Source organism: Arachnia propionica (assembly GCF_003859805.1).
Classification (GTDB): domain Bacteria; phylum Actinomycetota; class Actinomycetes; order Propionibacteriales; family Propionibacteriaceae; genus Arachnia; species Arachnia propionica_C.
In genome coordinates, this window is the sequence record NZ_RQZG01000001.1 from 232,714 (window position 1) to 254,692 (window position 21,979).

Here is a 21,979-nt window from a genome sequence, read left to right on the forward strand (position 1 = left end):
AGCCTAAGGTTTGCTCGCTCCCTCATCGTCGCGGCGCGCCGGGACCAGGCGCAGCGAGACCGAGTTGATGCAGTAACGATCGTCCGTTGGGGTGTCATATCCCTCCCCCGAGAACACGTGCCCGAGGTGGGAGTTGCAGGCAGCACACCGCACCTCGACCCGAGGCCTTCCGGGCAGGGTACGGTCCTCGAGGTAGAGCACCCGATCCTCGGCCAGCGGCTCGAAGAAGCTCGGCCAGCCACAGTGTGAGGCGAACTTCGCCTCGCTCCGGAACAGTTCGGTGCGGCAGGCCCGACACTCGTAGACCCCCTCGGAGAACTCGTCGGTGTACTCACCGGTGAAGGGGGCCTCGGTGCCGGACTGACGCAGCACGCGGTACTCGAGGTCACTCAGTCGTTCCCGCCAGGTGGCGTCAGGCTGGTCAAGGGGAAACTCGGTGGACATGTCACTCCTCGTGGGGGTCGACGTCGAGCAGCCTCATGGCTGCGAAGGCATAACGGGCCAGGATCAGTTCCGTGACCCGTGGATCCTCCGTGATGGGGGAGGTCACCGCGAGGGCCCCTGCCCGCACGGCGGCCTGGTGGTGGGCTCGGAAGACCGGCCCGGAGGTCAGGAACAAGGATCCTACCGCGATGTGTCGACGACCCTGGGCGCGCAGTGCCGTGATGGCCTGGGCGGTGGCGCGTCCGGTCACGTCGTTCTGGGCCAGCTGCACGGGCAACCTGTGGTGTGCGCCCCACTGGCGGGCACGTCTGGCCAGCAGGGAGACCCCACGTACGTCCCCGCCATCGGGACAGGCCAGCACCAGGGAGTCGACCTCGACCGCGTTGACGCGTTGCAGGGCCTCCCGAAGCTTCGAGTCGAGCACGTTGAGCAGTTCGACGGCAGGGCCGATGGGACGGGAGATGATGACACCGAGGTCCGGGTGCTTCGCGCCGACGCTCTCGGCGACGCATCCCAGGACGGGGGAGTGTTCCGTGGCCGAGGTGAGGTCCATGGGCACCATCGCGATCTCGGAGGTGCCGGTGTCCGCAAGGTCCTGGACCGCCTCCTCGACCGTCGGTGTGACGCTGTTGAGCAGTCCCAGGGTGACCTGGAGGTCGGGGCGCAGGTCCTGCAGCTGCCGGATCACGACATCGAGCGAGGCGAGCACTGCGGGATCATCGTCGCCACGTGCCACCAGCACGATTCCGGGAGCCGCCATGTCACTTCCCTTCCAACAGCCGACGAAGCGACCCTTCACGGTGGGCGATGGCGGTTTCGAACCGCCGACCTCTTCGGTGTGAACGAAGCGCGCTACCACTGCGCCAATCGCCCGTGCGAGCAGACACACTACCCGAGCGATGCCGCTCGTGACAATTCGATAGCCTCAGGAGCACACGACAAGGTCTCGAGGAGGAGCGATGGACGATCACGAACAGCTCAGGGAGCGTGCCCTGCGAGCCCTGGCGGCGGCGCCGACCGGGTGTTTGGTGGGTGCGGACTTCGGCGCGGCGTCCTCGGGGAGGACCTTCGGTGTCGAGAACCCGGCGACGGGGGGTGAACTCGTCCAGGTCGCGGACTGCGGCCGTGAGGACGGGGAACGCGCCCTGAGTGTGGCATGGGAGGCACAACGACGATGGGCTGCGACCGCACCCCGGGAGCGGGCCGAACTGCTGCTGGCGCTCCATGGACGCATCCTGGAGCGTCGTGACGAGTTCGCGGCGCTCATGACCCTGGAGATGGGCAAACCGCTCGCCGAGGCCCACACCGAGGTCACCTACGGTGCGGAGTTCCTGCGCTGGTTCTCGGAGGAGGCGGTGCGGATCAACGGGCGCACCACCGTGACCCCGGAGGGGAACCTGCGGGTCTGGACCATGAGACGTCCTGTCGGTCCCGTGCTGGCTATCACCCCGTGGAACTTCCCGCTCGCCATGGCGACCCGCAAACTCGGTCCGGCCCTGGCGGCGGGATGCGTCGGCATCCTCAAGCCCTCGGTGCTGACCCCGCTCACCGCTCTGGCCTTCGGTCAGGCGTGCCGCGAGGTGGGGATCCCGGAGGGCGTGGTCCAGGTACTGCCCACCTCGGACGCGCCTGCCGTGACCGGGCCGATGATCCAGGACCAGCGGTTGCGGAAGCTGTCCTTCACCGGGTCGACGTCGGTGGGGCGGAAGCTGCTCCGCGAGGCGGCGGACAACGTCCTGCGGACCTCGATGGAACTGGGAGGCTGCGCCCCGTTCATCGTGTTCGAGGACGCTGACCTGCAGCGAGCCGTCGAGGCCGCCCGGATCACGAAGCTGCGCAACGTCGGCGAGGCGTGCAACGCGGCCAACACCTTCTACGTGCACCACGGCCTGGCCGAGGAGTTCGCGGCCCGGTTGGCGGCGGAGTTCGACTCCCTCGTCATCGGTGACGGGCTGCGTCCCGAGGTGCAGGTCGGTCCGCTCATCAGTGCCCAGCAGCGGGAACGGATCCGTGACCTCGTCGATGATGCGACGACCCGTGGGGCGCGTGTCCTCACCCGCGGCGAGGTGCCCGGCGGTGGGCACTTCCTTCGACCCACAGTCCTGGCAGGTGTGCCGCACGACGCCGCGATCGCGGTCAACGAGATCTTCGGACCGGTCGCTCCCGTGGTGGCCTTCGAGGACGAGAGTGAGGTCCTGGGGTGGGCCAACGCCTCCGCCTTCGGGCTGGCCGGTTACGTCCACACCACCAGCATCGAGCGGGCACTCAGGATGGCCGAGGGGCTTGAGGTGGGCATGATCGGGATCAATTCCGCGACCATCTCCAACGTCGCCGCGCCGTTCGGCGGGATCAAGCACTCCGGGCTCGGGCGGGAGGGTGGCAGCGAGGGCATCGAGGAGTATCTCGAGACCGTCTACGCGGGGCTTCCGACATGAGCGCCGGACCTCGATTTGTGCATCGCTGAAACTGTGCGCTAGAGTCCTCCATGCGCCGAACGAGACAGGCCAGCAGGCAGGTCGAGGAAGTGCATGCGGACGTGGCTCAGTTGGTAGAGCATCACCTTGCCAAGGTGAGGGTCGCGAGTTCGAATCTCGTCGTCCGCTCGGAGACAGAACTCCACCCGGTGGAGTGGCCGAGAGGCGAGGCAACGGACTGCAAATCCGTGTACACGGGTTCAAATCCCGTCTCCACCTCGGGCGGTTGGCGCAGTGGTAGCGCGCTTCCTTGACACGGAAGAGGTCGCCAGTTCAAACCTGGCATCGCCCACCAACACACCGGAATCGCCGGGCCATGTGGCCCGGCTTTCTGCTTGTGTCGCCATGGTTGAATTGCTCCCATGAGTGACATCGAACTGATCAAGAACGAGGCTGCTTCCCGCTACGAGCTGAAGCAGGGGGACGAGGTGGCCGCCTTCGTGGACTACGTCATCGACGGTGACGTGATCGATCTCAACCACACCGAGACGATCCCGGCCTTCCAGGGGAAGGGCCTGGCCGGGAAGGTCGTGGACTTCGCGCTGGCCGACATCCTGCCGACCGAGCACAGGCTGCGTCCCAGCTGCCCCTTCGTGGCTGACCGGGTGGCCGGGCGCGACGACTTCGCAGGCCGCATCGCCAAGTGATCCCCGCGGAGGGCTCTCTTGCCCCCGACACCTCCGGACCCGGCTGGCTGGTTGCAGAGAGCACCCGGCTCAGCCGGGTCCTTCCCGACGGGAGCTCCGTGGTCGTCGCCCCGCTCCCCGACCTGGCGGGCGAACTGGAGCTTCGGGCGCTGGATCGCTGGGCGTGCGTGGCGGAACGTTTCGGACTGCGCGCCGTCCTGGTCGACCTGGACACCGGTGCCACGAGGTCGTACTCCCGTGAGGACCACCACTGCGACGTCTCCAGCTATTCGGTCGCCCTCCTGCACATCGACGGGCGGGTCGTGGTGGCGCTCCAGACCCAGTGGTGCCGGCTGGACCTCTTCGACGCCGAGACCGGTGACCTGCTCACCGATCGCGAGATCAGCCGTCGGGAGGACGGGAGCACCGAGAACCACGTCGACTTCTTCCACTCCAGGCTGCTGATCTCCCCGGAACACACCCGAATGGTCAGCAATGGCTGGGTCTGGGCCCCGGTGGATGTGCTCATGGTGTATCGGGTGCAGGATTTCCTGATGCGCTGGGAGCCCAGCGGCGCCAGGTTCCAGGGCAGTGGTGACAACTGGGACCGTCCCATCTGTTTCATCGGCGAGGATCACCTCGTCGTGGCGTTGGACCGTGTGGAGTCCGCATGGTGTGGGCGGATGCCACGAGACGACGAGGCCGAGTGCGCGGACAACGCCGATCCCCATCACCCCTTCGTGCTGCTGAACCTCGAGGAACCGGACGAGGAAGGGTACCTCGTCGTCGAGCGTTTCCTCGGCCCGGACTTCCTTGCCCTCGACCCCCAGTGCGCCGAGGTCAAGGGGGATCTCGCCCATGACGCGACGTCCGGTCTGATGGTCGCCACGGACGCATCCAAGGGCAGCATCGCCTTCGACCTCGAGGGCGTGGTACGCCACGAGTGGCTGGATCTCTCCTCCGACAATGGCTGGCGGTTCTTCCCCGAGCGGCGCTGTTTCGCCCGCCTGACTGACGCGTTGGGCGTGGAGGAGCGGGCTTTCCCGTCGGCGTGATGGCAGAATGGGGCAGTCCACCAACGAAAGGAAGACCTGTGTCCTCAATCGTCGTCATCCGTCCTGACTCGCGCGAGAGCGTGGAGTTGACGACGACCACCACCGGGCTCGACCTCTTCGGGGCGGACCGCAGCATCGTCGCCATGAAGGTGGACGGGGAACTCCAGGACCTGCAGCGGGAGCTGGGCGACGGCGCCGAGGTGGAGCCGGTGCCGGCAACGAGTGACGAGGGGCTCAGCATCATCCGACACTCGTGCGCCCATGTCACCGCTCAGGCCCTCCAGGCCCTCTTCGCAGAGGCGAGACTCGGGATCGGCCCGCCCATCGTCGACGGGTTCTACTACGACTTCGCCACCGCCCCGTTGACCCCGGAGGACCTGAGGGCGATCGAGAGGCAGATGAGCCAGATCGTGCGCGAGAAACAACGTTTCGTACGCCGTGAGGTCTCCGACGAGGCCGCCCGTGACGAACTCGCCGCCGAGCCCTTCAAGCTCGAGCTCATCGCCGACAAGGGCGGGGCCTCGGCCGCCGACGGGTCGTCGGTGGAGGTGGGTGAGGGGCAGCTCACCATCTACGACAACGTCCGTCGCGACGGGTCGGTGGCGTGGCGGGACCTGTGCCGTGGTCCCCACGTGCCGCACACCGGGTACCTGCAGGCCTTCGCGCTGACCAAATCCAGCGCCGCATACTGGCGCGGCGACCAGCGCAACGCCGGACTGCAGCGGGTCTACGGCACGGCATGGGCCACCAAGGAGGACCTCAAGGCCTACCTGACCCGGATGGCCGAGGCCGCCAAGCGTGACCACCGCAGGCTCGGTACCGAGCTGGACCTGTTCAGTTTCCCCGACGAGATCGGCTCCGGACTCGCCGTCTTCCACCCCAACGGTGCCATCGTGCGGATGGAGATGGAGGACTACTCCCGTCGCCAGCACGTCGCCGCGGGGTACCAGTTCGCGTACTCGCCGCACCTGACCAAGGCGTCGCTGTTCCAGACCTCGGGTCATCTCGACTGGTACGCCGATGGGATGTACCCGCCGATGCAGATGGACGAGGAGCGCGACGCCGAGGGCAATGTGCGCAAGCAGGGGCAGGACTACTACCTCAAGCCGATGAACTGCCCGATGCACAACCTCATCTTCCGTTCACGGGGCCGCTCCTACCGCGAGCTGCCGCTCAGGTTGTTCGAGTTCGGCACCGTCTACCGCAACGAGAGGTCAGGCGTGGTGCACGGGCTGACGCGGGCCCGCGGCTTCACCCAGGACGACGCCCACATCTACTGCACCCGGGAGCAGATGCACGACGAGCTGACCCGGTTGCTGACCTTCGTCCTCGACCTCCTGAAGGACTACGGTCTGGACGACTTCTACCTGGAGCTGTCGACGAAGAACCCCGAGAAGTTCGTGGGCGATGACGAGGTGTGGGAGGAGGCCACCCGCGTGCTGGAGGAGGTGGCCACGGCCTCAGGTCTGGAGCTCGTGCCCGACCCGGGTGGTGCCGCCTTCTACGGCCCGAAGATCTCCGTCCAGGCGAAGGACGCGATCGGTCGTACCTGGCAGATGTCGACGATCCAGCTCGACTTCAACCTGCCCGAGCGTTTCGAGTTGGAGTACCAGGCGGCCGATGGCAGCCGCCAGCGTCCCGTCATGATCCACCGGGCCCTGTTCGGGTCGATCGAGCGGTTCTTCGGGGTGCTGACCGAGCACTACGCAGGCGCCTTCCCCGCCTGGCTGGCCCCCGTCCAGGTCCTGGGGGTGCCCGTCGCCGACGAGTTCAACGAACACCTGGAGGCTGTGGCGGCCCAGCTGCGTGCCCAAGGTGTCCGGGTCGAGCTCGATCTGTCCGACGACCGGTTCGGCAAGAAGATCCGCAACGCCTCGAGGTCCAAGGCCCCGTTCATCCTCATCGCCGGTGGGGAGGACCGTGACGCCGGTGCCGTGAGTTTCCGGTTCCGTGACGGCTCGCAGCTCAACGGTGTCCCTGTCGATCAGGCGGTGGAGCGGATCGTCGCGCACATCACCGAGCGACGCAACGAGGACCCGGGGGCCGAGTGAGCGAGACCAGTGACGAGATGACCGGTGTCCCGGACGCCTTCCAGCGCCTGTGGACCCCGCACCGGATGGTCTACATCAGTGGGGAGGCCAAACCCAGGGATGAGTCCGAGTGCCCCTTCTGCACCGCACCGCGGAGGTCGGATGCGGAGGGCCTGATCGTCACCCGCGGTGAACACGCGTTCGTGGTGATGAACCTCTTCCCCTACTCGCCGGGGCATCTGCTGGTGTGCCCGTACCGGCACGTCAGTGGTTACGTGTCGGCCACACCGGAGGAGACCCGGGAGATCGCCGAACTGACCCAGCAGGCCATCGCGACACTGACCCGGGTCTCCCGCCCCGCAGGGTTCAACATCGGCATGAACCAGGGCGAGGTCGCGGGGGCCGGGATCGCCGCCCACCTCCACCAGCACGTCGTGCCTCGCTGGGGAGGCGACATGAACTTCATGCCGATCATCGCCCAGACCCGGGTGTTGCCACAGCTGCTGGGAGATGCCCGACAGCAGCTCGCGGAGGCCTGGTCGTCGTGACCGAGCCCCGGGGCAGGCGTCGTCTCGATGCCAGCATGAGCCTGCTCAGTGAGCTGGCCGACACTGCCCTCGAACCGGAGTACCGCACCACCGAGGCTCCACGGCGCGCCCCGTGGCACCTGGCGCTGGCCGTGATGCTGGCTGCGGCCCTCATCGTGATCGCGGTCATCAACACCACCACCTCGCGCTCCGACATCGCTGATGAGAGGGCCGATCTCATGGCACGGGTCAGGCAGGAGGAGGAGCGTCGTGACCGGTTGGCTGCCGAGGTGGCCCAGCTCGACGCGGAGAACGACCGGCTCCAGGACGCCTTGGTCTCGGACCCGGAGATCGCCGCAACCATTCAGCGGCTCGACCTGCTGATCGGCGGATCGGCGGTCCACGGGCCCGGGGTGGTGATCCGCGCCACCGATGCCCCGGCCCAGGCGGACAGCTCCCGAGGACTGATCTTCGACTCGGACCTCAGTCGTCTGGTCAATGGTCTCTGGGAGGCAGGTGCGGAGGCCATCGCCATCAACGGTCACCGCATCACGTCCTTGACCCCCATCCGCTCCGCAGGATCGGCGATCACCGTGGACTACGTCTCGATCAGTCCGCCCTACCGGATCGAGGCCATCGGGGATCCCGCGACGCTGCAGGCCCGGTTCGGCCAGACCGCGGGCGGGGCCTGGTGGCAGTACATCCATGACAACTACGGGATAGGCTTCGAGATCAGCGCCTCACCCCAGGTGCTGGAGTTGCCCGCGGATCCCGCGATGGCGCTCAGGAACGCCGAGAGCTGAAGGAGGAGACATGCTCGCTGTGCTGGGACTGATCGCCGGGGTGGTCATCGGCCTGCTCGTGGAGCCGACCCTGCCGACGGTGCTGCAGCCCTATCTGCCGATCGCCATCGTCGCCGCGCTGGATGCCATCCTCGGAGCCGCCAGGTCCTGGTTCGAAGGTGTCTTCTCCGACCGCGTGTTCGTGGTCTCCTTCCTCTCCAACGTCCTCATCGCCGGACTGATCGTCTTCATCGGTGACCAGATCGGGGTGGGATCCCAACTCTCGACCGGGGTCGTGGTGGTGCTGGGGATCCGTATCTTCAACAACGTCGCGGCCATCCGTCGGGCGGTGCTTCATGCCTGAGGCCGTGGAGATCAGTGGGGGACGGAACTTCTGGCGTTCCTTCCTGCGGCCCGGGCGCGGCCAGTTGATCGTCGGTTCACTGCTGTGCATCACGGCGCTGCTCGTGGTGTGGACGCTGCGTTCGCAGGCGTCGCGTCCCGACTACTCCAACCTGCGTCGTGACGACCTGGTGCAGTTGCTGGACAACCTCACCGCCGAGACCAGGAGGCTCGAGGGGGAGGCCCGCGAGCTCTCGACGACCCGCGACGAACTACGCTCCGGCGTCGCGGGGGCGCAGCAGGCCGATGAGGAGGCCCAGCGCAGGATCGCGCGGTTGCAGATCATCGCGGGCACCGTTCCTGCGCACGGCCCCGGGATCCGCATCACCATCGAGGATCCGAGTTCCCAGGTCTCACCCGAGCTGCTGCTCGACGCCCTGGAGGAGATGAGGGATGCCGGGGGAGAGGTGATCGAGTTCAACGACAGCGTCCGGGTGGTCACCGGCACCTGGATCGGACGCGACGACCAGGAGCGGATCGTCGTCGACGGCACCGTGATCACCACTCCGATCCACATCGACGTCATCGGTGATGCCGCCACGCTGGAGGCCGGGGCACGATTCCGCGGCGGGCTGGTGAGCCAGGTGGAGGGTGGCCGGGTGCAGGGCCGGGTCACGATCTCACAGGAGGTGGACCTGCAGATCACCTCCACGGTGACCCCTGAACAACCTCGATTCGCCAGGCCCAAGTGACCAGACCCGCGGGGCGCGCACTTGTATATCTGTCGTGCCCCGATAGTCTTGGGTCTGCTGAGAAACAGCCAGAAAGAGGAGGGGGTAGGCGATGTCGACCAACGCAGGCGACAACAGCGAGCTCACAGGGCCGGGCAACGACACCACCGGTGTGCTCGCAGTGCTCACCGACGAGCATCTTTCCATCGTCGGCGCTGGTCTTGCGGCCACCACGGGTGAGCTGGCCCCCGGTAACGCGTTGCTCATCGTGACGCGCGGTGGGGTCAAGGAGTCGCAGTTCCTGATCGACGCCGACAGGACCACGCTCGGGCGTCATCCGGAGTCAGATGTCTTCCTCGACGACATCACGGTCTCCCGCCACCACGCCCGGCTCGTGCGCGAGGAGGGACGACTGTCCGTGGAGGACCTGGGAAGCCTCAACGGCACCTACGTCAATCGGACTCTCATCGAGGGCCCGACACAGCTGCGTCACGGCGATGAGGTCCAGATCGGCAAGTATCGGGCCACGATCCTCATGAGCGAGTCCGGGCGGAGCTGATGCCGAGCGCACCGCGCACGATCGGGCAGGTGCTGGACGCCATCCGCGGGGAGTTCCCCGACATCTCCGTCTCCAAACTTCGCTATCTGGAGTCGGAGGGATTGATCTCGCCGGAACGGGATCACCCGTCCGGCTATCGACGTTTCCAGCAGCAGGATGTCGACCGACTGCTCTTCGTGCTGCGTGCGCAACGGGACCGTTACCTCCCACTCAAGGTGATCCGGGAGCACCTCGACGCGATGGATCGGGGTGAACCGATCCCCGAGGAGGCCGAGGCCACACCGGTGGCGGACCCGACCCCACCTCCGCCACAGCCTCCCCGGCAGAAGAACCAGCTGTTCACCCGGCGCCAACTGATGGCGGAGTCCGGCCTCGGGGAGGCGGCCATGATCGAGCTGGAACGGCTGAAACTGGTGACCCACCGCCGTGGCACCCAGGTCTACGGCAGGGAGTCGCTCGGGGTTGCGATGGCGGCGAAAAGGTTGGCCGACATCGGCGTGGACATCCGGCAACTGCGGGCGATCCAGCAGGCCGCTGCGACGGAGGCCGCCCTCGTCGAACAGGTGTTGGGCCAGTTCCGCCGTCGCTCAGGTGTGCCTGCCGAAGTGCGCGCAGAGGTGTTCCGGACCGTGATCGGGGCCCACAGCTCACTCATGATGCAACAACTGATGAACTGACGAACCGGGAGAAGCCATGGCCGAGCTCGTTGTCGAGGGGATCCGCATGATCGATGATTCCCCGGTGCTGCTCCTTCGCGAACGCGACGGGGACCGGATCCTGCCCATCTGGATCGCGACGGTCGACGCGGCCGCCATCGCGGTGGCCCTCGACGGTGACGTGCTGGGACGCCCCCTGACCCATGACCTGCTGGCCCAGACCCTCGACCTGTTGGCAGGGGGGAGACCCCCCGTGCTCACGATCAGTGCCGTCGAGGACGGTGTCTTCCTCGCCGAGATCACGGTGGCGGGGCAGAGCCTGGACGCCCGCCCCAGCGATCTCGTCGCAGTTGCCGTGCGTCGCGGCTGGGACATCGAATGCCCCGCTAGACTCTTGGACGAGGTCGGTGTGGTCGGGGAACCCGACTCGGGCGACGAGGTGGAACGGTTCCGCGAGTTCCTTGACCAGGTGGAGCCGGATGACTTCTCCCCACCCCCCGGCCAGGACCAACCTTGAAGCTCGACTGGAGGGTTCCCTCTCCAGCACGCCCGTCACGGGCGTGTCGTTGACCGGCCGGGATCCGGCGGGTTAGCGTCGATGTGCCGCGACGGGCGGTGACCTACGACCAACAGGATGAGAAGTGGCTGACATGGCATCCAAGCAGGACTCACTGCAAGAGACCCTCTTCGAGGGAGACTTCGCCCCGGTCGCCAAGGACCTCGGATTCCGCGGGCCGATCGCTCACCGCGTGGCCGGGATCACCTACCGCCAACTCGACTACTGGGCCCGCACCGGGCTGGTCGTTCCCGAACTGAGGGATGCCAAGGGCTCCGGATCCCAGAGGCTGTACTCCTTCCGCGACATCCTGTTGCTGCGTGTCGTCAAACGATTCCTCGACGTCGGCATCTCGCTCCAGCAGATCCGGGTGGCCATTGACCACCTGCGGGCGCGTGGGGTGGAGGACATCACGGAGATCACGCTGGTCAGCGACGGATTCAGCGTCTACGAGTGCACCAGTGCCAATGAACTGTTCGACCTGACCCGAGGGGGACAGGGCATGTTCCTGATCTCGGTGGCCAGCGTGTGGCACGAGATCGAGGGAACGCTGAACGACCTGCCGAAGGAGAGGGTCACCGAGGCGTCGATGGATCACCCCGGTGATGAGCTCGCCTCCCGGCGTCGGGCCAAGGCCGTATGAAGAAACTGCTCCGGCACCCGGTGATCAGGAAACTGCTGGCGGCCTGGGAACGCTACGGTCAGCGTCACGGGGCACAGCATGCCGCTGCCATCACCTACTTCTCGGTGCTCACCGTCATCCCGGTGCTCATGCTCTTCGGGGCCGTGACCGGCTTCATCCTCACCGTGGTGCGGCCCGACTGGCTCGACGTGGTCCGGTCCACCGTCTCGGACGTGCTGGGCTCCTCGGCGATGTCCGCACAGGTCATCGGCACCCTGGACACCGCGTTGGCCAGTTGGCGTGGTCTGGGCCTGACCGCTTTGCTGACCGCTTCGTACACCGGCTCCGGCTGGATCGGGAACCTTCGCATCGGTTTCTGCGCCATGATGCGGGCCGAGGAGGCGGAGAGCCAGCTGCAGCAGCAGAACTTCCTCACGGCACTGCTGCGGAATCTGGTGGTGTTCTTCGGACTTCTGCTGTGTCTGTTGCTGGCCCTGGCCACCACGATCATCGGTACCGCGTTCGCCGACCAGTTGGGACTCCTCGGTGGGCTGGCCAGGCTGCTGCTCACCGTGCTGGTGAGTTGGATCATGTTCGCCTTCCTGTTCATCACCCTGCCCGAGGAGCGGTTGCCGCTTCGGTTCTGGGCCACAGGGGCGCTCGGTGGTGCGGTCCTGGTGACCGTGCTGCACCAGTTCGCCGGTCTGGTGCTGGGGGCCTTCTCCAGGAATCCGACGGCAGCGGTGTTCGGCAACGTCATCGCGATCATGCTGGTGCTCAACCTGGTCGCGATGATCATGTTGCTGACCTCCGCCTGGACCGGGGTACGCCATGACTGGTCCGGTGAGGAGGCCCCCGACACCGAGCAGATCGAGGACGGGACCACGCAGGAGGTCGCGATGGCCGTCCCCGAGGTGCGGAGCTGGGCCGAGAAACGGCGTCGGGAACGTCTTGCCGCCACCCTCGGCGCCGATGAGCTGCGCATCGAGAACTTCGATCCGACCCGGGTGCCGCAGGCCGATGCGGAGCAGCAGGTGCCTGAGACGGTCGCCGCCCGGGGCGTCCGGATCGGGATGAGGCTGGGCTACGGTGTGGGAGCGGCCACGGGGCTCGGCATCGGAGCCCTCGTGGCCGCCTTCCTCGGCTGGCTGCGACGCCGTTGATCAGTGCTCGGCCGACACCGGGGCGGGCTGCCCGATGGCAGCGAGCATCTCGGTGTACCACGGCAGGGTGATGTCGAACGGCTTGCCACCCTTGATGCGTTCGAAGGCGATGGCGGTCAGTTCGTCACCGTTCTCCTCGTCCTGTCCGATGACACCGGGACGGCCCGCCAGGGCACAGTCGACGGCGAGGTCGGTGCACTGCTTGATGAGCGCCAGATCGGCCTCGTTGGCCGCGGCGGAACGCGAGAAGTAACCGGACTTCTGGATCATGACCTTCTCGGCCCCGAGCTTCTCGGCGAACTTGTCCCCGAACCACTTGCCGGGGTTGATCCTGTCGAGCTTGACGTGCCCGAACGGATCGCGTGGCACCTCCTCGCCCGCAGCCTCCATCTCGGCGACGATCGCGTCCAGACCGGCTCCCTCGGACAGGAAGATCGTCACGTTGCCGATCTCATCCATGACCTTCTTCAGCCGCTCAGCCTCGGAGTTGATGTCGATGACGGCCTCCGGCACGTAGACGGCGTGGACGTCCCAGGCCTCACGTGACAGCCCGATCTCCGGCAGCCACTCCTGGCCGTCGAGCCACGAGCGGTACTCGGCGGCGGTGGCGGCGGTCAGCCAGCCGCAGTGGCGCCCCATCACCTCGTGCACGATGAGCATCCGGGAACCGGAGTTGTGCTCGGCGACGATGTTCCTGGCGAAGATCGCGCCCTGCTCGGCGGCGGTCCAGGCCCCCAGCGACTGACGGATCGGGATCACGTCGTTGTCGATGGTCTTCGGCAGGCCGACGACCGTCAGTGGGTAGTCGTTGGTGGCCAGGAAGGCCGCGAGATCTGCCGCGGTGGTGTTGGTGTCGTCACCACCGATGGTGTGCAGGACGTCCACCCCGTCCTCGACGAGGCGATCGGCGGCGACCTTCAGCGGGTCGGCCCCCTCGGCGACGAGACCGCGCTTGACCAGGTCCTTCACGTTGGTCAGCTTCACGCGGGAGTTGCCGACGGGGGAGCCGCCGAACAGGTGCAGCAGACCGGCCTTGGCACGAACCTTCTCGTCCACCACGAGGTAGTCGCCCTGCAACAGGCCCTGGTAGCCGTGACGGTAGGCGATGATCTCCACCTCGGGAGCCACCTCGGTGTAGCGCTGGATGAGGCCGCCGATGGCCGACGACAGGCACGGGGCGAACCCGCCGGCCGTGAGAATGGCTACCTTCTTGACCATGAACAGTCCTTTCGAACGTGAGTTTTCCCCTTAGCCTATCGTCGCTGTGGCGTCCGGCCCCGTTCGGTGGCAGGATCATCTCTCGTGAGGATCAAACGACCTCGACGTGGAGGTCCGGAGCGTGGGCTCGCGACGGCGGTGGAGGCCGCACTCGTGGTGCCGGTCCTGATGTTGCTCATCGGTCTGGTGGTGGTGCTCGCCGGGCGCGCCCTGGCCCAGCAGAGTGTCGCGGGGGCCGCCTTCTCCGCGGCCCGGGCGGCTTCCCTGGAGAGAAACCCCGGGGCGGCGGAGAGAGCGGGGCAGGCAGCGGCCGAGGTGGATCTCGGCACCTCCAGGGTCCACTGCCGAGCAGTCACGGTCACCGTCGATGCCTCCCGCATCAATGCACCGGCAGGCTCCGAGGCCTTCGTCACCACCACGGTGACCTGCCAGGCGGTCTTTCCGATCTCACTGCCCGGACTCCCGGAGCACATGACGCTCCGCGGACATGGCCGCGCTCCCGTCGACACCTATCGGAGCAGTGATGAGTGAGCGGGGCATCTCGAACGGGGTCCAGGTGGCGCTGCTCCTGCCACTGGCCTTCGGGATCTTCCTCGGGGTGTTGCAGTGGGCCCTGCTGCTGTGGGCGGAGGCCGGTCTGCGTGGTCTGGCCGCTGATCTCGGGTGGCAGGCGGCCAGCCACGGGGCGGCAGGGACCGAGCAGGTCACGGTGGCGGGGGTGAGCAACCTCGCCGTCGATGTCCGACGTGGGCCACGCCTCACCGTGGTCACGGCCAGCGGGGATGCGGTGCGGGTGCTGCCCTTCGTCGACACCCGCGTGGTGCAGAGCCTCGAGGTACCCACTGAGCGGTTGTCGTGAGGCCGGGTAGGGTTCAGGGATGGCGCAGTACTTCGATGTTCATCCCGACAATCCACAGCCCCGCTCCCTGGCGCAGGTGACCCGAATCCTGGAGCAGGGCGGGCTCATCGCCTACCCGACGGACTCGTGCTATGCCCTCGGGTGTGCCCTGGGCAACGCGGAGGGACTGGAGCGGATCCGCCGGATCCGGCACCTGGGTGAACGGCACCACTTCACCCTGGTGATCTCGGAGTTCGCTCAGCTCGGCCCCTACGTGGAGATGGACAACTGGGTGTTCCGGGCGGTCAAGGCCGCCACACCTGGTCCCTACACCTTCATCCTCAAGGCCAGCCGTGAGGTGCCGCGGATGATGCAGCACCCGAGGAAGCGCACCATCGGGGTGCGGGTGCCGCAGCACCGCACCACCTTGGCGCTGCTGGAGGCCCATGGGCAGCCCCTGGTGTCCTCGACCCTGCTGCTGCCGGACCACGATGAGCCACTGGTGGACGGGTGGGCCATCAAGGACCTCCTCGATCACGAGATCGACGCGGTGCTGGACTCGGGGGACTGTGGCATCGACCCGACGACCGTCGTGGATCTCAGTGGTGACGAGCCCGAGGTGTTGCGTGTGGGGGCCGGGGACCCGGCTCAGTTCGAGTGATGGGTGATCCGACCACCCAGCATCGTCCATCTCACCTCACCCGGTCGGGCGGCGATGACGAGGTCGGCTGTCTGCCCGACCTCCAGGTCGGTCCTCGACGACGCGCGCAGGGCTGCTTCCAGCGGAAGTGCCTGGTCGGTCCGGAAGGGGCGCCGACAGGCGGCCTCCAGGGTGCGCCACGGGTCCAGCGGTGCCACGGGGGCATCCGATCCCAGCCGTAGGGCAGCGCCTGCCCTGAGCAGGTCGAGCATCGGGTAGGCCCGGTTGAGCGCGGTGGGCCAGATCCGTTCCACGACCCCGGCATCGTCGAGCTGGTGCTGGGGTTGGATGCTGGCGGCCACCCCGAGTGCCGCGAAACGGGGCAGGTCGGTGTGGCGCACGCACTGGGCGTGCTCCACGCTGCCGCGAGCTCCAGTGACCTCGAAGGCGTTCAGCACCAGGTGACAGGCGGCATCCCCGATGGCGTGGACGGCGGCGTGCAATCCGGCCCGGTGGGCGCGGGCCAGCAGTTCCTGCAGGTCTTCGGGCGCCAGGTTCACGCGGCCGTGGGGCAGACCCGGCAGGGGAGTGGGGTAGGGGTCGGTGCAGTGGGCGGTGCGGCTGCCCATGGCACCGTCCGCGATGATCTTCAGTGCTCCGATCCGCACCCCGGGGGCGACCTCGTGGCCGTGGGGGAGCCCCAGGGCCAGCAGGTCGTCGAGGTGTTCGGGATAGGTTGCGGCCTCGACGCGCAGGGCTGGGGTGCGCTGACCAGCTCGTCGTCGCCAGGCGGAAACGGCCCAGTCCATCTCCAAGTCGACGATGCCGACGATCCCACGCGCAGCCGCTTCCTGCTCGGCGGTCCGAACGGCCTCGTCGACGAGATCGGGCCGGGTGGCCATGATGTGGCGGATCGCGGCGAAGGCCTCCTCCTCGACGAGGAAACCCGTGGGGTGCCGTGGCTGACCCGCCAGTGCCAGCCCTGTGGTGTTGCACCACAGGCTGTGCAGGTCACGCGACATCAACGCCACGGGGAGCGCCGTCACCTCGTCGAGAGCCGGGGCGCTGGGAGGATCGGGCCAGGTGGCCGAACGGAACCCGAAGCCGATGAGATGGGTGGTCTGGGGAGTGATCGCATGCCGCACGGTGGCCAGGACCTCGGCCATGGAGGCGTCGGGGGAAAGAGGGAGGGCCTGGCCGATCAGCGCATGGGTGGAGAAGTGGACGTGATGGTCCCACAGGCCCGGCCACAGCTCGGACCCATCGGCGTCGAGATCGCCGTCTGCCCGGCCGGTGCTGGGGGAGATGGCGGCGATGAGCCCGCCCGTGACGGTGACATCGACCAGCACGTCGCGCCACGCCCCGATGACAGGGCGGACCCGGGAGATGCGGTAGGACTGCACGCGGGAATTCTAGACTTGGCCTCGTGAACGAGATTGCCGCCAACCTGCGCACCATCGAGGAGCGGATCGCCGCTGCGGCCGCGCGGGTGGACCGGGACCCCGACGGGATCAGGCTGTTGCCCGTGACGAAGACCAAGCCGCCCGCCGCGGTGCTCGAGGCCCGGCGAGCGGGATACCGACGGTTCGGGGAGAACAAGGTCCAGGAGGCCATGGACAAGTGGGAGAGCCTGGCTGAGACTGACATCGAGTGGGCGGTGATCGGACACCTGCAGACCAACAAGGCCAGGTACGTGGCCCGCTTCGCCACCGAGTTCCAAGCCCTGGACTCGCTGCGGGTGGCGCACGAGCTGGATCGCCGACTCCAGCAGGCGGGACGCCGTCTCGAGGTGCTCATCCAGGTCAACAGCTCCGGGGAGGAGCAGAAGTTCGGGCTCGATCCGGGGGAGGTGGTCGCCTTCGCCCGGCAGCTGAGTACCTTCGACACGCTGGAGGTGCGAGGACTGATGACCCTGGCCGTGTTCTCCTCGGATCAGGAGCAGGTCTCGCAGTGTTTCCGCCGCATGCAGGAGGTGCAGCGCGAGTTGCAGCAGGCGACGGGGGAGCCGTGGCCGGAACTGTCCATGGGCATGTCTGGTGACTTCGAACTGGCCATCGAGCACGGCGCCACCTGCGTGCGTGTGGGTCAGGCGATCTTCGGCAACCGACTCGACCCCAACCACTACTGGCCGGGCAGCATGCCTGTTCAGAGCTGAGCCCTGAAGGTGGTGTGGTCCTGCTTCTTGTCGTGGAAGAAGCTCAGTTCACGCCATGACCCCTCGGGACAGTTGAACCCCACCCACGCAAGGCCGTGCACGGTGTGGGGCAGCGACGGGTGGCGCCTGCGGAACCGCTTCACCTGCAGCAGGCTCATCACGCTGTCGGGGTCGAAGCAACCGTCGAAGGACACGACCAGCGAGACCGTGGTCAGGAACAGTCGGCACGGCAGCCCGAGGAACTCCAGACCTGCTGCGTACCGGTGGCGATCGTCCTCAAGGGCGACGAACTGTGGTCCGGTCAGTACTGACCGCAGCTGACCCGCATTGCTGAGGTCCAGGGTGAGGCGGTCGCCGATACGCGCCACCGGGCGGTCGACGAGCACGGTGAGCTTGTCCATGGATCAGGCCCCGAACCGGGCGACGAGGTCATCGAGCTGCGTCGCCGTGGGCTGGTTGAACATCAACGTCGCCTTGCAGGCCGGCAGATCGAGGAGGAAGAAGGCCTCGGGGTTGATCTCACCCGGGCCGTCCATGAGTTTCCCGAACTCACCCAGGGCCTCACGCATCGTGGGCCAGGCCATCGGATCGGCCCTCCACTCCCGGAGCGTGGACCAGTGGGTGAGAGGTGGGCGCAGTGACGGCGCGGTGATCGTGGCCGTCGCACTGAGTCTGATGTCGGCCGAGGACTCACCGATCTCCACGGTGACCGGTCCGGGTTCGACCTGCCAGCTGTGCGACAAGGTGTGCCACAGCGACATGGTGCGTCGATCCACGGTGATCGTGACCGGCTCGGACTTCCCGGGTTCGAGGCCGAGCCGGGAGAACCCCCGCAGTTCGCGTACCGGACGGGTGAAGGCGGAGGTGGGGTGGCCGAGGTAGAGCTGTGGCACGGCCACACCGTGACGATCACCGCTGTTGGTCACCGTGAACGTGACTCGCAGCACGGGGGCGGTGAGCGGCAGTTCCGGGGTCACCTCGGCCGCCTCGACCACCAGATCCGAGTAGCTGAAGCTGGTGTAGGTCAGGCCATGACCGAAGGGGAAGGATGGATGGGCGCCAAGGGCCTGGAGGCCGCGGTATCCGATGAAGAGCCCCTCCCCGTAGCGCACGACGCCGTTCTCCCCGGGGAAGTTCAGCTGGGCGGGCAACTGCTCCACGCGCAGCGGGATGGTCTCCGCAAGGCGGCCTGACGGTGAGACCTCCCCGGTGAGGAGGCGGGCAGCACCCTCGCCTCCGCCCTGGCCGCCCAACCACAGCTCCAGGATGGCATCGGCGGCATGCTGCCAGGGCGCGGTGGCCACGGCTGACCCGTTGGCGAGCAGCACCACGGTGCGCTCGGCCACCTCTGACACCTCACGAAGCAGCCGGACGTGGCTGGCAGGCAGATCGATGTGGTTGCGGTCGTAGCCCTCGGACTCGTCGGCGGAGGGCAACCCCAGCACCAGGACGGCGGTACGTCCCCGGGCCGCTGTCGCCGCGGCTCGGCGCAGGACCTCGTCATCGCTCCCGGCCGTGGGGGAGTCGGCCAGGACGTAACCCGGTTCGAAGGGCACCGCGGCCCGTTCCCGGAGTGCCTCCAGGATGCTCACGAGCCGCGTCGGGTTGACCCGCGACGACCCGGCCCCCTGATACCTGGAGGTCCGGGCGAGTTCCCCGATGATGACGACGTCGTCGAGCCCTGAGAGGGGGAGGGTCTCCTGGTCGTTCTTCAACAGCACGGCGGAGGCGGCAGCAGCGCGGCAGGCGAGGTCGTGGTGGGCATCAAGATCAGGGGTGTTCCCGTCCGAGGGCTGGTGATGCCGTGCCACGAGGCGGAGCACCCGGGCGACCGCACGGTCCAGTGTGTCCTCGGACAGGTCTCCTCGACGTACGGCCTCGGCCACCCGATGGTCGTTGAGTCCCTGCGAGGAGGGCATCTCCAGGTCCAGGCCACCGCGAACCCCTGCCACCCGGTCGTTGACGGCACCCCAGTCGGTCATCACCAGACCGTCGAACCCCCACTCGTCGCGCAACACCCGGGTGAGCAACCACGGGTTCTCCGACGAGTAGGCACCGTTGATGCGGTTGTACGAACACATCAGCGTGGCCGGGTTCGCTGTGGTGACGACACGTTCGAACGGGGCCAGGTAGATCTCACGGAGAGTGCGCTCGTCCACCTCGACGTTGATGCGCATCCGGTCGGTCTCCTGGTTGTTGGCGGCGAAGTGCTTGACGGAGGTGCCGATGCCCTCGGCCTCGATGCCTCGGACCAGACAGGCCGCAAGTTCCCCGGCCAGCAGAGGATCCTCGGAGAAGTATTCGAAATTGCGTCCGCACAGGGGAGTGCGCTTGATGTTGACCCCGGGTCCCAGCAGCACGTGCACGCCGAGCACCCGGCACTCCCAGCCGAGGGCATGGCCGATCTCGGCGACGAGGTCCCGGTCCCAGGTCGAGGCCAGCCCAGCAGCGGTCGGGAAACAGGTGGCCGGCATCGCGTTGCCGACATCGAGGTCCTCGGAGGTCTGTGACTGTTTCCGAACTCCGTGCGGGCCGTCGGTCAGCATGAGCGCCGGGATGTCGAGCCGCTCGATCGGTTCGGTGTGCCAGAAGTCGCTGCCTGAGAGCAGGGAGCACTTTTCTTCGAGGGTGAGCCGGTCCAGGAGCTGGGGGATCGCGTCGTCGTCGAACACGACCTCCAGCATGACGGACGACCACCCGGACAACAAAATGACATAATATACATTATCGGACAATTTGGGAGGGAGTGCTGGCGGAGGGGATAGGGTTGGGCCGTGCTCGAACCCTATCGCCTGGAGACCCTGCCACTGGAGACCGCGGACGACGACCCACGTTGGGCGGCCTACCTCGACCTGTTCGGCAATGCGTTCCTCGGCCCGCGACCCACGGAGGGAGAACTGGAGCTCTACAGGGAGAACCAGCGGGCTGACCTGGCGACGCTCTGCATGGTCACCACCGAGGGTCCCGGACTCGAGGGCCGACAACCCGTGGCAGGTCTCGCATGGGGTGGCATCAAGGTCAACTGTGGGCGCGATCCGGTCTCGGCGATGGTGGTCAAGACCGTTGCCGTGCGTTCCACCCATCGCCGCAAGGGTCTGGCGCGGGCGATGATGCAGCACAACCTGACCCTCGCACGGGACAAGGGACACGCCCTGGCGGTGCTCACCGCGAGTGAGGCCACCATCTACGGACGTTTCGGCTTCGGCATCGCCGATCGTCACGAGAGCTGGGAGATCGATGCCCGGCGGTTCGCCCTGCGGCCGGATGTGGACGTGGCCCCCGGCCGTTGTGAGTTGCTCTCCCCTGCCCGTGCGGCAGATGTTTTCGAACGGGTGACCGCGGCCTGTCTCGCGGTCCAGCGTGGCTCACACTCCCCACTGAACGTCCACCGCCGGCGTGCGGTGGGGCGCACGGCCGACGGGGAGGACCGTGCGCTGCGCTACCTCGTGCATCACGACCCGGACGGGGTCGCGGACGGTTTCGCCACCTTCACCCACGGCCAGTGGCCTGATGTGCCGGATGGTGATCCCGCCCCCATGGAGGTGACCGCACTCTGGGCACCCACCCCTGCCATCGGACGCGCCCTCTGGCGTGGTCTGGTGGAGATCGATCTCGTGACGAGAATCCGGTACGACTTCATGCCACGAGGCGACTCTCTGCCGTATTCGCTCGTCGACAGCTGGGCCATCAAGCGCAGATCCACCCGCGACGGGGTGTGGCTGCGCATCCTCGACCTGCCCTCGGCGATCGCCCAACGGGGCTTCGATGCCGACGGCGAGATCACGCTCCGGGTCGTCGATCCGATGGGATTCTGCGACGGCACCTGGCGCATCCGTGCCGAGGAAGGCGTGGCAACGGCGGAGCCCACCACTGACTTCCCCACCGTCGAACTGGCCGTGGACACCCTGGCCAGACTCTGGCACGGGGATGTCACCGCGCGGGAACTGGCCCGCGCCGGGCTGGTCAGGGGGGAGGGCGTGGCGGCCCTGAGTGATCTCTTCGCGACCCACACTCCCCCGGTGAACCTGATCCACTTCTGAGCGCATCAGGCCAGGGAGAGGAACAGCTTCTCCAACTTCTCCGGGTCGAGCGTGGCACCGGTGGGGTCCTTGGCGAGGCACTCACGCATGCTGTGGGCGATGATCTTGTACCCTGCCCGGTCGATGGCCTTGGCGACGGCGGCGAGCTGGGTCAGCACCTCGTCGCACTCCCGGCCCTGCTCGATCATGCGGATGACGGCACCGAGCTGACCGTACGCCCGCTTCAGACGCAGCAGCGCCGGTGACATGTCCTCCGGGTCGAGGCGCATCAGCGCTTGCCCAGCAGTTTCGAGATGACCCCTGAGGGCTGGGTGCCCTGATCGCAGACGCAGCGCTCGGACGCGGGCACTCCGGCGAGGGCCTGTTCGACGTGCTGCCCGCAGCCGGCCCAGGTGGGCTTGTGGCACTCCTTGCAGGTGACCTTGCGGCACATGGTTGCTCCGATTCGTCGACGGCTGGTTGCCGCAAGGATATACCCCAGGGGGTACTGTGGCAAGGAATCTGGAACGGCCGCCCCCGGG

26 protein-coding genes and 4 tRNA genes are annotated in these 21,979 nt (G+C 67.4%); 21 read left to right on the forward strand and 9 right to left on the reverse strand.

The window, feature by feature from the left end; all coding sequences use genetic code 11:
• Positions 1 to 3: 3 nt before the first annotated feature.
• The 3 genes from msrB to EII34_RS01140 form a co-directional block, all read right to left on the reverse strand.
• A complete protein-coding gene (gene msrB / locus EII34_RS01130; protein WP_124841903.1) occupies positions 4 to 444 on the reverse strand; it encodes a peptide-methionine (R)-S-oxide reductase MsrB in 441 nt (146 codons plus the stop codon).
• A 1-nt stretch (position 445) separates the two neighbouring features.
• Entirely contained in the window at positions 446 to 1,204 is a 759-nt protein-coding gene (locus tag EII34_RS01135; protein ID WP_124841906.1) for a sirohydrochlorin chelatase, read from the reverse strand.
• A gap of 41 nt (positions 1,205 to 1,245) precedes the next feature.
• Positions 1,246 to 1,317, reverse strand: a tRNA-Val gene (locus EII34_RS01140).
• An 86-nt stretch (positions 1,318 to 1,403) separates the two neighbouring features.
• On the opposite strand from EII34_RS01140, the gene EII34_RS01145 reads away from it, so the two are divergent.
• The 16 genes from EII34_RS01145 (at position 1,404) to EII34_RS01220 (ending at position 12,567) form a co-directional block, all read left to right on the forward strand.
• A complete protein-coding gene (locus EII34_RS01145; RefSeq protein ID WP_124841909.1) occupies positions 1,404 to 2,879 on the forward strand; it encodes an NAD-dependent succinate-semialdehyde dehydrogenase in 1,476 nt (491 codons plus the stop codon).
• A 95-nt stretch (positions 2,880 to 2,974) separates the two neighbouring features.
• Positions 2,975 to 3,047, forward strand: a tRNA-Gly gene (locus EII34_RS01150).
• A 19-nt stretch (positions 3,048 to 3,066) separates the two neighbouring features.
• A tRNA-Cys gene (locus EII34_RS01155) sits at positions 3,067 to 3,137 on the forward strand.
• A gap of 1 nt (position 3,138) precedes the next feature.
• A tRNA-Val gene (locus EII34_RS01160) sits at positions 3,139 to 3,213 on the forward strand.
• 67 nt (positions 3,214 to 3,280) lie between these two features.
• Entirely contained in the window at positions 3,281 to 3,565 is a 285-nt protein-coding gene (locus EII34_RS01165; protein WP_124841911.1) for a GNAT family N-acetyltransferase, read from the forward strand.
• A complete protein-coding gene (locus EII34_RS01170; RefSeq protein ID WP_124841913.1) occupies positions 3,562 to 4,599 on the forward strand; it encodes a hypothetical protein in 1,038 nt (345 codons plus the stop codon). Before EII34_RS01165 ends, EII34_RS01170 begins: the two co-directional genes overlap by 4 nt.
• 38 nt (positions 4,600 to 4,637) lie before the next feature.
• Positions 4,638 to 6,650, forward strand: a complete 2,013-nt coding sequence (gene thrS, locus EII34_RS01175; protein WP_221620157.1) for a threonine--tRNA ligase — start codon at positions 4,638 to 4,640, stop codon at positions 6,648 to 6,650.
• A 17-nt stretch (positions 6,651 to 6,667) separates the two neighbouring features.
• Positions 6,668 to 7,177 carry an HIT family protein gene (locus EII34_RS01180; protein WP_124842620.1) on the forward strand — a complete coding sequence of 170 codons (510 nt, stop codon included), beginning with the start codon at positions 6,668 to 6,670 and terminating at the stop codon, positions 7,175 to 7,177.
• On the forward strand, positions 7,174 to 7,959 hold the full coding sequence (locus EII34_RS01185; RefSeq protein ID WP_124841916.1) for a DUF881 domain-containing protein: 786 nt from the start codon (positions 7,174 to 7,176) through the stop codon (positions 7,957 to 7,959). The genes EII34_RS01180 and EII34_RS01185 overlap by 4 nt, the downstream gene beginning before the upstream one ends.
• Before the next feature lie 10 nt (positions 7,960 to 7,969).
• On the forward strand, positions 7,970 to 8,302 hold the full coding sequence (locus tag EII34_RS01190; RefSeq protein ID WP_124841919.1) for a small basic family protein: 333 nt from the start codon (positions 7,970 to 7,972) through the stop codon (positions 8,300 to 8,302).
• Positions 8,295 to 9,032, forward strand: coding sequence for a DUF881 domain-containing protein (locus tag EII34_RS01195; RefSeq protein ID WP_124841923.1), 738 nt, complete (start codon positions 8,295 to 8,297; stop codon positions 9,030 to 9,032). Before EII34_RS01190 ends, EII34_RS01195 begins: the two co-directional genes overlap by 8 nt.
• Positions 9,033 to 9,123: 91 nt before the next feature.
• Positions 9,124 to 9,570 (forward strand): FHA domain-containing protein, encoded by a 447-nt coding sequence (locus EII34_RS01200; RefSeq protein WP_124841926.1) that lies wholly within the window; start codon positions 9,124 to 9,126, stop codon positions 9,568 to 9,570.
• Positions 9,570 to 10,247 (forward strand): transcriptional regulator FtsR, encoded by a 678-nt coding sequence (ftsR, locus tag EII34_RS01205; protein ID WP_124841928.1) that lies wholly within the window; start codon positions 9,570 to 9,572, stop codon positions 10,245 to 10,247. The genes EII34_RS01200 and ftsR overlap by 1 nt, the downstream gene beginning before the upstream one ends.
• A gap of 16 nt (positions 10,248 to 10,263) precedes the next feature.
• Positions 10,264 to 10,743 carry a bifunctional nuclease family protein gene (locus tag EII34_RS01210; protein ID WP_124841930.1) on the forward strand — a complete coding sequence of 160 codons (480 nt, stop codon included), beginning with the start codon at positions 10,264 to 10,266 and terminating at the stop codon, positions 10,741 to 10,743.
• Between the two features lie 133 nt (positions 10,744 to 10,876).
• Positions 10,877 to 11,425 (forward strand): MerR family transcriptional regulator, encoded by a 549-nt coding sequence (locus EII34_RS01215; RefSeq protein WP_124841932.1) that lies wholly within the window; start codon positions 10,877 to 10,879, stop codon positions 11,423 to 11,425.
• Positions 11,422 to 12,567, forward strand: coding sequence for a YihY/virulence factor BrkB family protein (locus tag EII34_RS01220; protein WP_124841934.1), 1,146 nt, complete (start codon positions 11,422 to 11,424; stop codon positions 12,565 to 12,567). The genes EII34_RS01215 and EII34_RS01220 overlap by 4 nt, the downstream gene beginning before the upstream one ends.
• Here the strand turns inward: EII34_RS01220 and EII34_RS01225 are convergent, their stop codons facing one another.
• Positions 12,568 to 13,785, reverse strand: a complete 1,218-nt coding sequence (locus tag EII34_RS01225; RefSeq protein ID WP_124841937.1) for a pyrophosphate--fructose-6-phosphate 1-phosphotransferase — start codon at positions 13,783 to 13,785, stop codon at positions 12,568 to 12,570.
• Between the two features lie 84 nt (positions 13,786 to 13,869).
• Between EII34_RS01225 and EII34_RS01230 the strand changes: the two genes are divergently transcribed.
• Genes EII34_RS01230 through EII34_RS01240 form a run of 3 tightly spaced genes read left to right on the forward strand, consistent with a single transcriptional unit; the run spans position 13,870 to position 15,284 of the window.
• Positions 13,870 to 14,316 (forward strand): TadE family protein, encoded by a 447-nt coding sequence (locus EII34_RS01230; RefSeq protein ID WP_124841940.1) that lies wholly within the window; start codon positions 13,870 to 13,872, stop codon positions 14,314 to 14,316.
• A complete protein-coding gene (locus EII34_RS01235; protein ID WP_124841943.1) occupies positions 14,309 to 14,644 on the forward strand; it encodes a hypothetical protein in 336 nt (111 codons plus the stop codon). The genes EII34_RS01230 and EII34_RS01235 overlap by 8 nt, the downstream gene beginning before the upstream one ends.
• Before the next feature lie 19 nt (positions 14,645 to 14,663).
• Positions 14,664 to 15,284, forward strand: a complete 621-nt coding sequence (locus EII34_RS01240; protein WP_124841946.1) for an L-threonylcarbamoyladenylate synthase — start codon at positions 14,664 to 14,666, stop codon at positions 15,282 to 15,284.
• Here EII34_RS01240 and EII34_RS01245 read toward each other — a convergent pair.
• A complete protein-coding gene (locus tag EII34_RS01245; RefSeq protein ID WP_124841949.1) occupies positions 15,272 to 16,666 on the reverse strand; it encodes an amidohydrolase in 1,395 nt (464 codons plus the stop codon). The genes EII34_RS01240 and EII34_RS01245 overlap by 13 nt on opposite strands.
• Positions 16,667 to 16,689: 23 nt before the next feature.
• Here EII34_RS01245 and EII34_RS01250 point away from each other — a divergent pair, with 23 nt between their 5' ends.
• A complete protein-coding gene (locus EII34_RS01250; RefSeq protein WP_124841952.1) occupies positions 16,690 to 17,418 on the forward strand; it encodes a YggS family pyridoxal phosphate-dependent enzyme in 729 nt (242 codons plus the stop codon).
• Here EII34_RS01250 and EII34_RS01255 read toward each other — a convergent pair.
• Entirely contained in the window at positions 17,409 to 17,819 is a 411-nt protein-coding gene (locus tag EII34_RS01255) for a hypothetical protein (RefSeq protein ID WP_124841954.1), read from the reverse strand. The genes EII34_RS01250 and EII34_RS01255 overlap by 10 nt on opposite strands.
• 3 nt (positions 17,820 to 17,822) lie before the next feature.
• The gene (locus EII34_RS01260; RefSeq protein ID WP_124841956.1) at positions 17,823 to 20,102 is read right to left on the reverse strand and encodes a glycoside hydrolase family 3 C-terminal domain-containing protein; all 2,280 of its coding nucleotides are present in this window, start codon (positions 20,100 to 20,102) and stop codon (positions 17,823 to 17,825) included.
• Between the two features lie 90 nt (positions 20,103 to 20,192).
• Here EII34_RS01260 and EII34_RS01265 point away from each other — a divergent pair, with 90 nt between their 5' ends.
• Positions 20,193 to 21,458 carry a GNAT family N-acetyltransferase gene (locus EII34_RS01265; protein WP_124841959.1) on the forward strand — a complete coding sequence of 422 codons (1,266 nt, stop codon included), beginning with the start codon at positions 20,193 to 20,195 and terminating at the stop codon, positions 21,456 to 21,458.
• Positions 21,459 to 21,463: 5 nt separating this feature from the next.
• Here EII34_RS01265 and EII34_RS01270 read toward each other — a convergent pair whose 3' ends face one another.
• Positions 21,464 to 21,727, reverse strand: coding sequence for a metal-sensitive transcriptional regulator (locus EII34_RS01270; protein ID WP_124841961.1), 264 nt, complete (start codon positions 21,725 to 21,727; stop codon positions 21,464 to 21,466).
• Positions 21,727 to 21,891, reverse strand: coding sequence for a hypothetical protein (locus EII34_RS15840; RefSeq protein WP_185711110.1), 165 nt, complete (start codon positions 21,889 to 21,891; stop codon positions 21,727 to 21,729). The genes EII34_RS01270 and EII34_RS15840 overlap by 1 nt, the downstream gene beginning before the upstream one ends.
• Positions 21,892 to 21,979 lie beyond the last annotated feature (88 nt).

Excerpts from the sequence above, each read along its gene's own strand:
- EII34_RS01220 (WP_124841934.1), top strand. The coding sequence starts at position 11,422 with ATGAAGAAACTGCTCCGGCACCCGGTGATCAGGAAACTGCTGGCGGCC.
- EII34_RS01195 (WP_124841923.1), top strand. The coding sequence starts at position 8,295 with ATGCCTGAGGCCGTGGAGATCAGTGGGGGACGGAACTTCTGGCGTTCC.
- EII34_RS01180 (WP_124842620.1), top strand. The coding sequence starts at position 6,668 with ATGACCGGTGTCCCGGACGCCTTCCAGCGCCTGTGGACCCCGCACCGG.
- EII34_RS01270 (WP_124841961.1), bottom strand. The coding sequence starts at position 21,727 with ATGCGCCTCGACCCGGAGGACATGTCACCGGCGCTGCTGCGTCTGAAG.
- EII34_RS01235 (WP_124841943.1), top strand. The coding sequence starts at position 14,309 with ATGAGTGAGCGGGGCATCTCGAACGGGGTCCAGGTGGCGCTGCTCCTG.
- EII34_RS01145 (WP_124841909.1), top strand. The coding sequence starts at position 1,404 with ATGGACGATCACGAACAGCTCAGGGAGCGTGCCCTGCGAGCCCTGGCG.
- EII34_RS01255 (WP_124841954.1), bottom strand. The coding sequence starts at position 17,819 with ATGGACAAGCTCACCGTGCTCGTCGACCGCCCGGTGGCGCGTATCGGC.
- EII34_RS15840 (WP_185711110.1), bottom strand. The coding sequence starts at position 21,891 with ATGTGCCGCAAGGTCACCTGCAAGGAGTGCCACAAGCCCACCTGGGCC.
- EII34_RS01225 (WP_124841937.1), bottom strand. The coding sequence starts at position 13,785 with ATGGTCAAGAAGGTAGCCATTCTCACGGCCGGCGGGTTCGCCCCGTGC.
- EII34_RS01210 (WP_124841930.1), top strand. The coding sequence starts at position 10,264 with ATGGCCGAGCTCGTTGTCGAGGGGATCCGCATGATCGATGATTCCCCG.
- ftsR (WP_124841928.1), top strand. The coding sequence starts at position 9,570 with ATGCCGAGCGCACCGCGCACGATCGGGCAGGTGCTGGACGCCATCCGC.
- EII34_RS01190 (WP_124841919.1), top strand. The coding sequence starts at position 7,970 with ATGCTCGCTGTGCTGGGACTGATCGCCGGGGTGGTCATCGGCCTGCTC.
- EII34_RS01240 (WP_124841946.1), top strand. The coding sequence starts at position 14,664 with ATGGCGCAGTACTTCGATGTTCATCCCGACAATCCACAGCCCCGCTCC.
- EII34_RS01165 (WP_124841911.1), top strand. The coding sequence starts at position 3,281 with ATGAGTGACATCGAACTGATCAAGAACGAGGCTGCTTCCCGCTACGAG.
- EII34_RS01200 (WP_124841926.1), top strand. The coding sequence starts at position 9,124 with ATGTCGACCAACGCAGGCGACAACAGCGAGCTCACAGGGCCGGGCAAC.
- msrB (WP_124841903.1), bottom strand. The coding sequence starts at position 444 with ATGTCCACCGAGTTTCCCCTTGACCAGCCTGACGCCACCTGGCGGGAA.
- EII34_RS01215 (WP_124841932.1), top strand. The coding sequence starts at position 10,877 with ATGGCATCCAAGCAGGACTCACTGCAAGAGACCCTCTTCGAGGGAGAC.
- EII34_RS01135 (WP_124841906.1), bottom strand. The coding sequence starts at position 1,204 with ATGGCGGCTCCCGGAATCGTGCTGGTGGCACGTGGCGACGATGATCCC.
- EII34_RS01260 (WP_124841956.1), bottom strand. The coding sequence starts at position 20,102 with ATGCTGGAGGTCGTGTTCGACGACGACGCGATCCCCCAGCTCCTGGAC.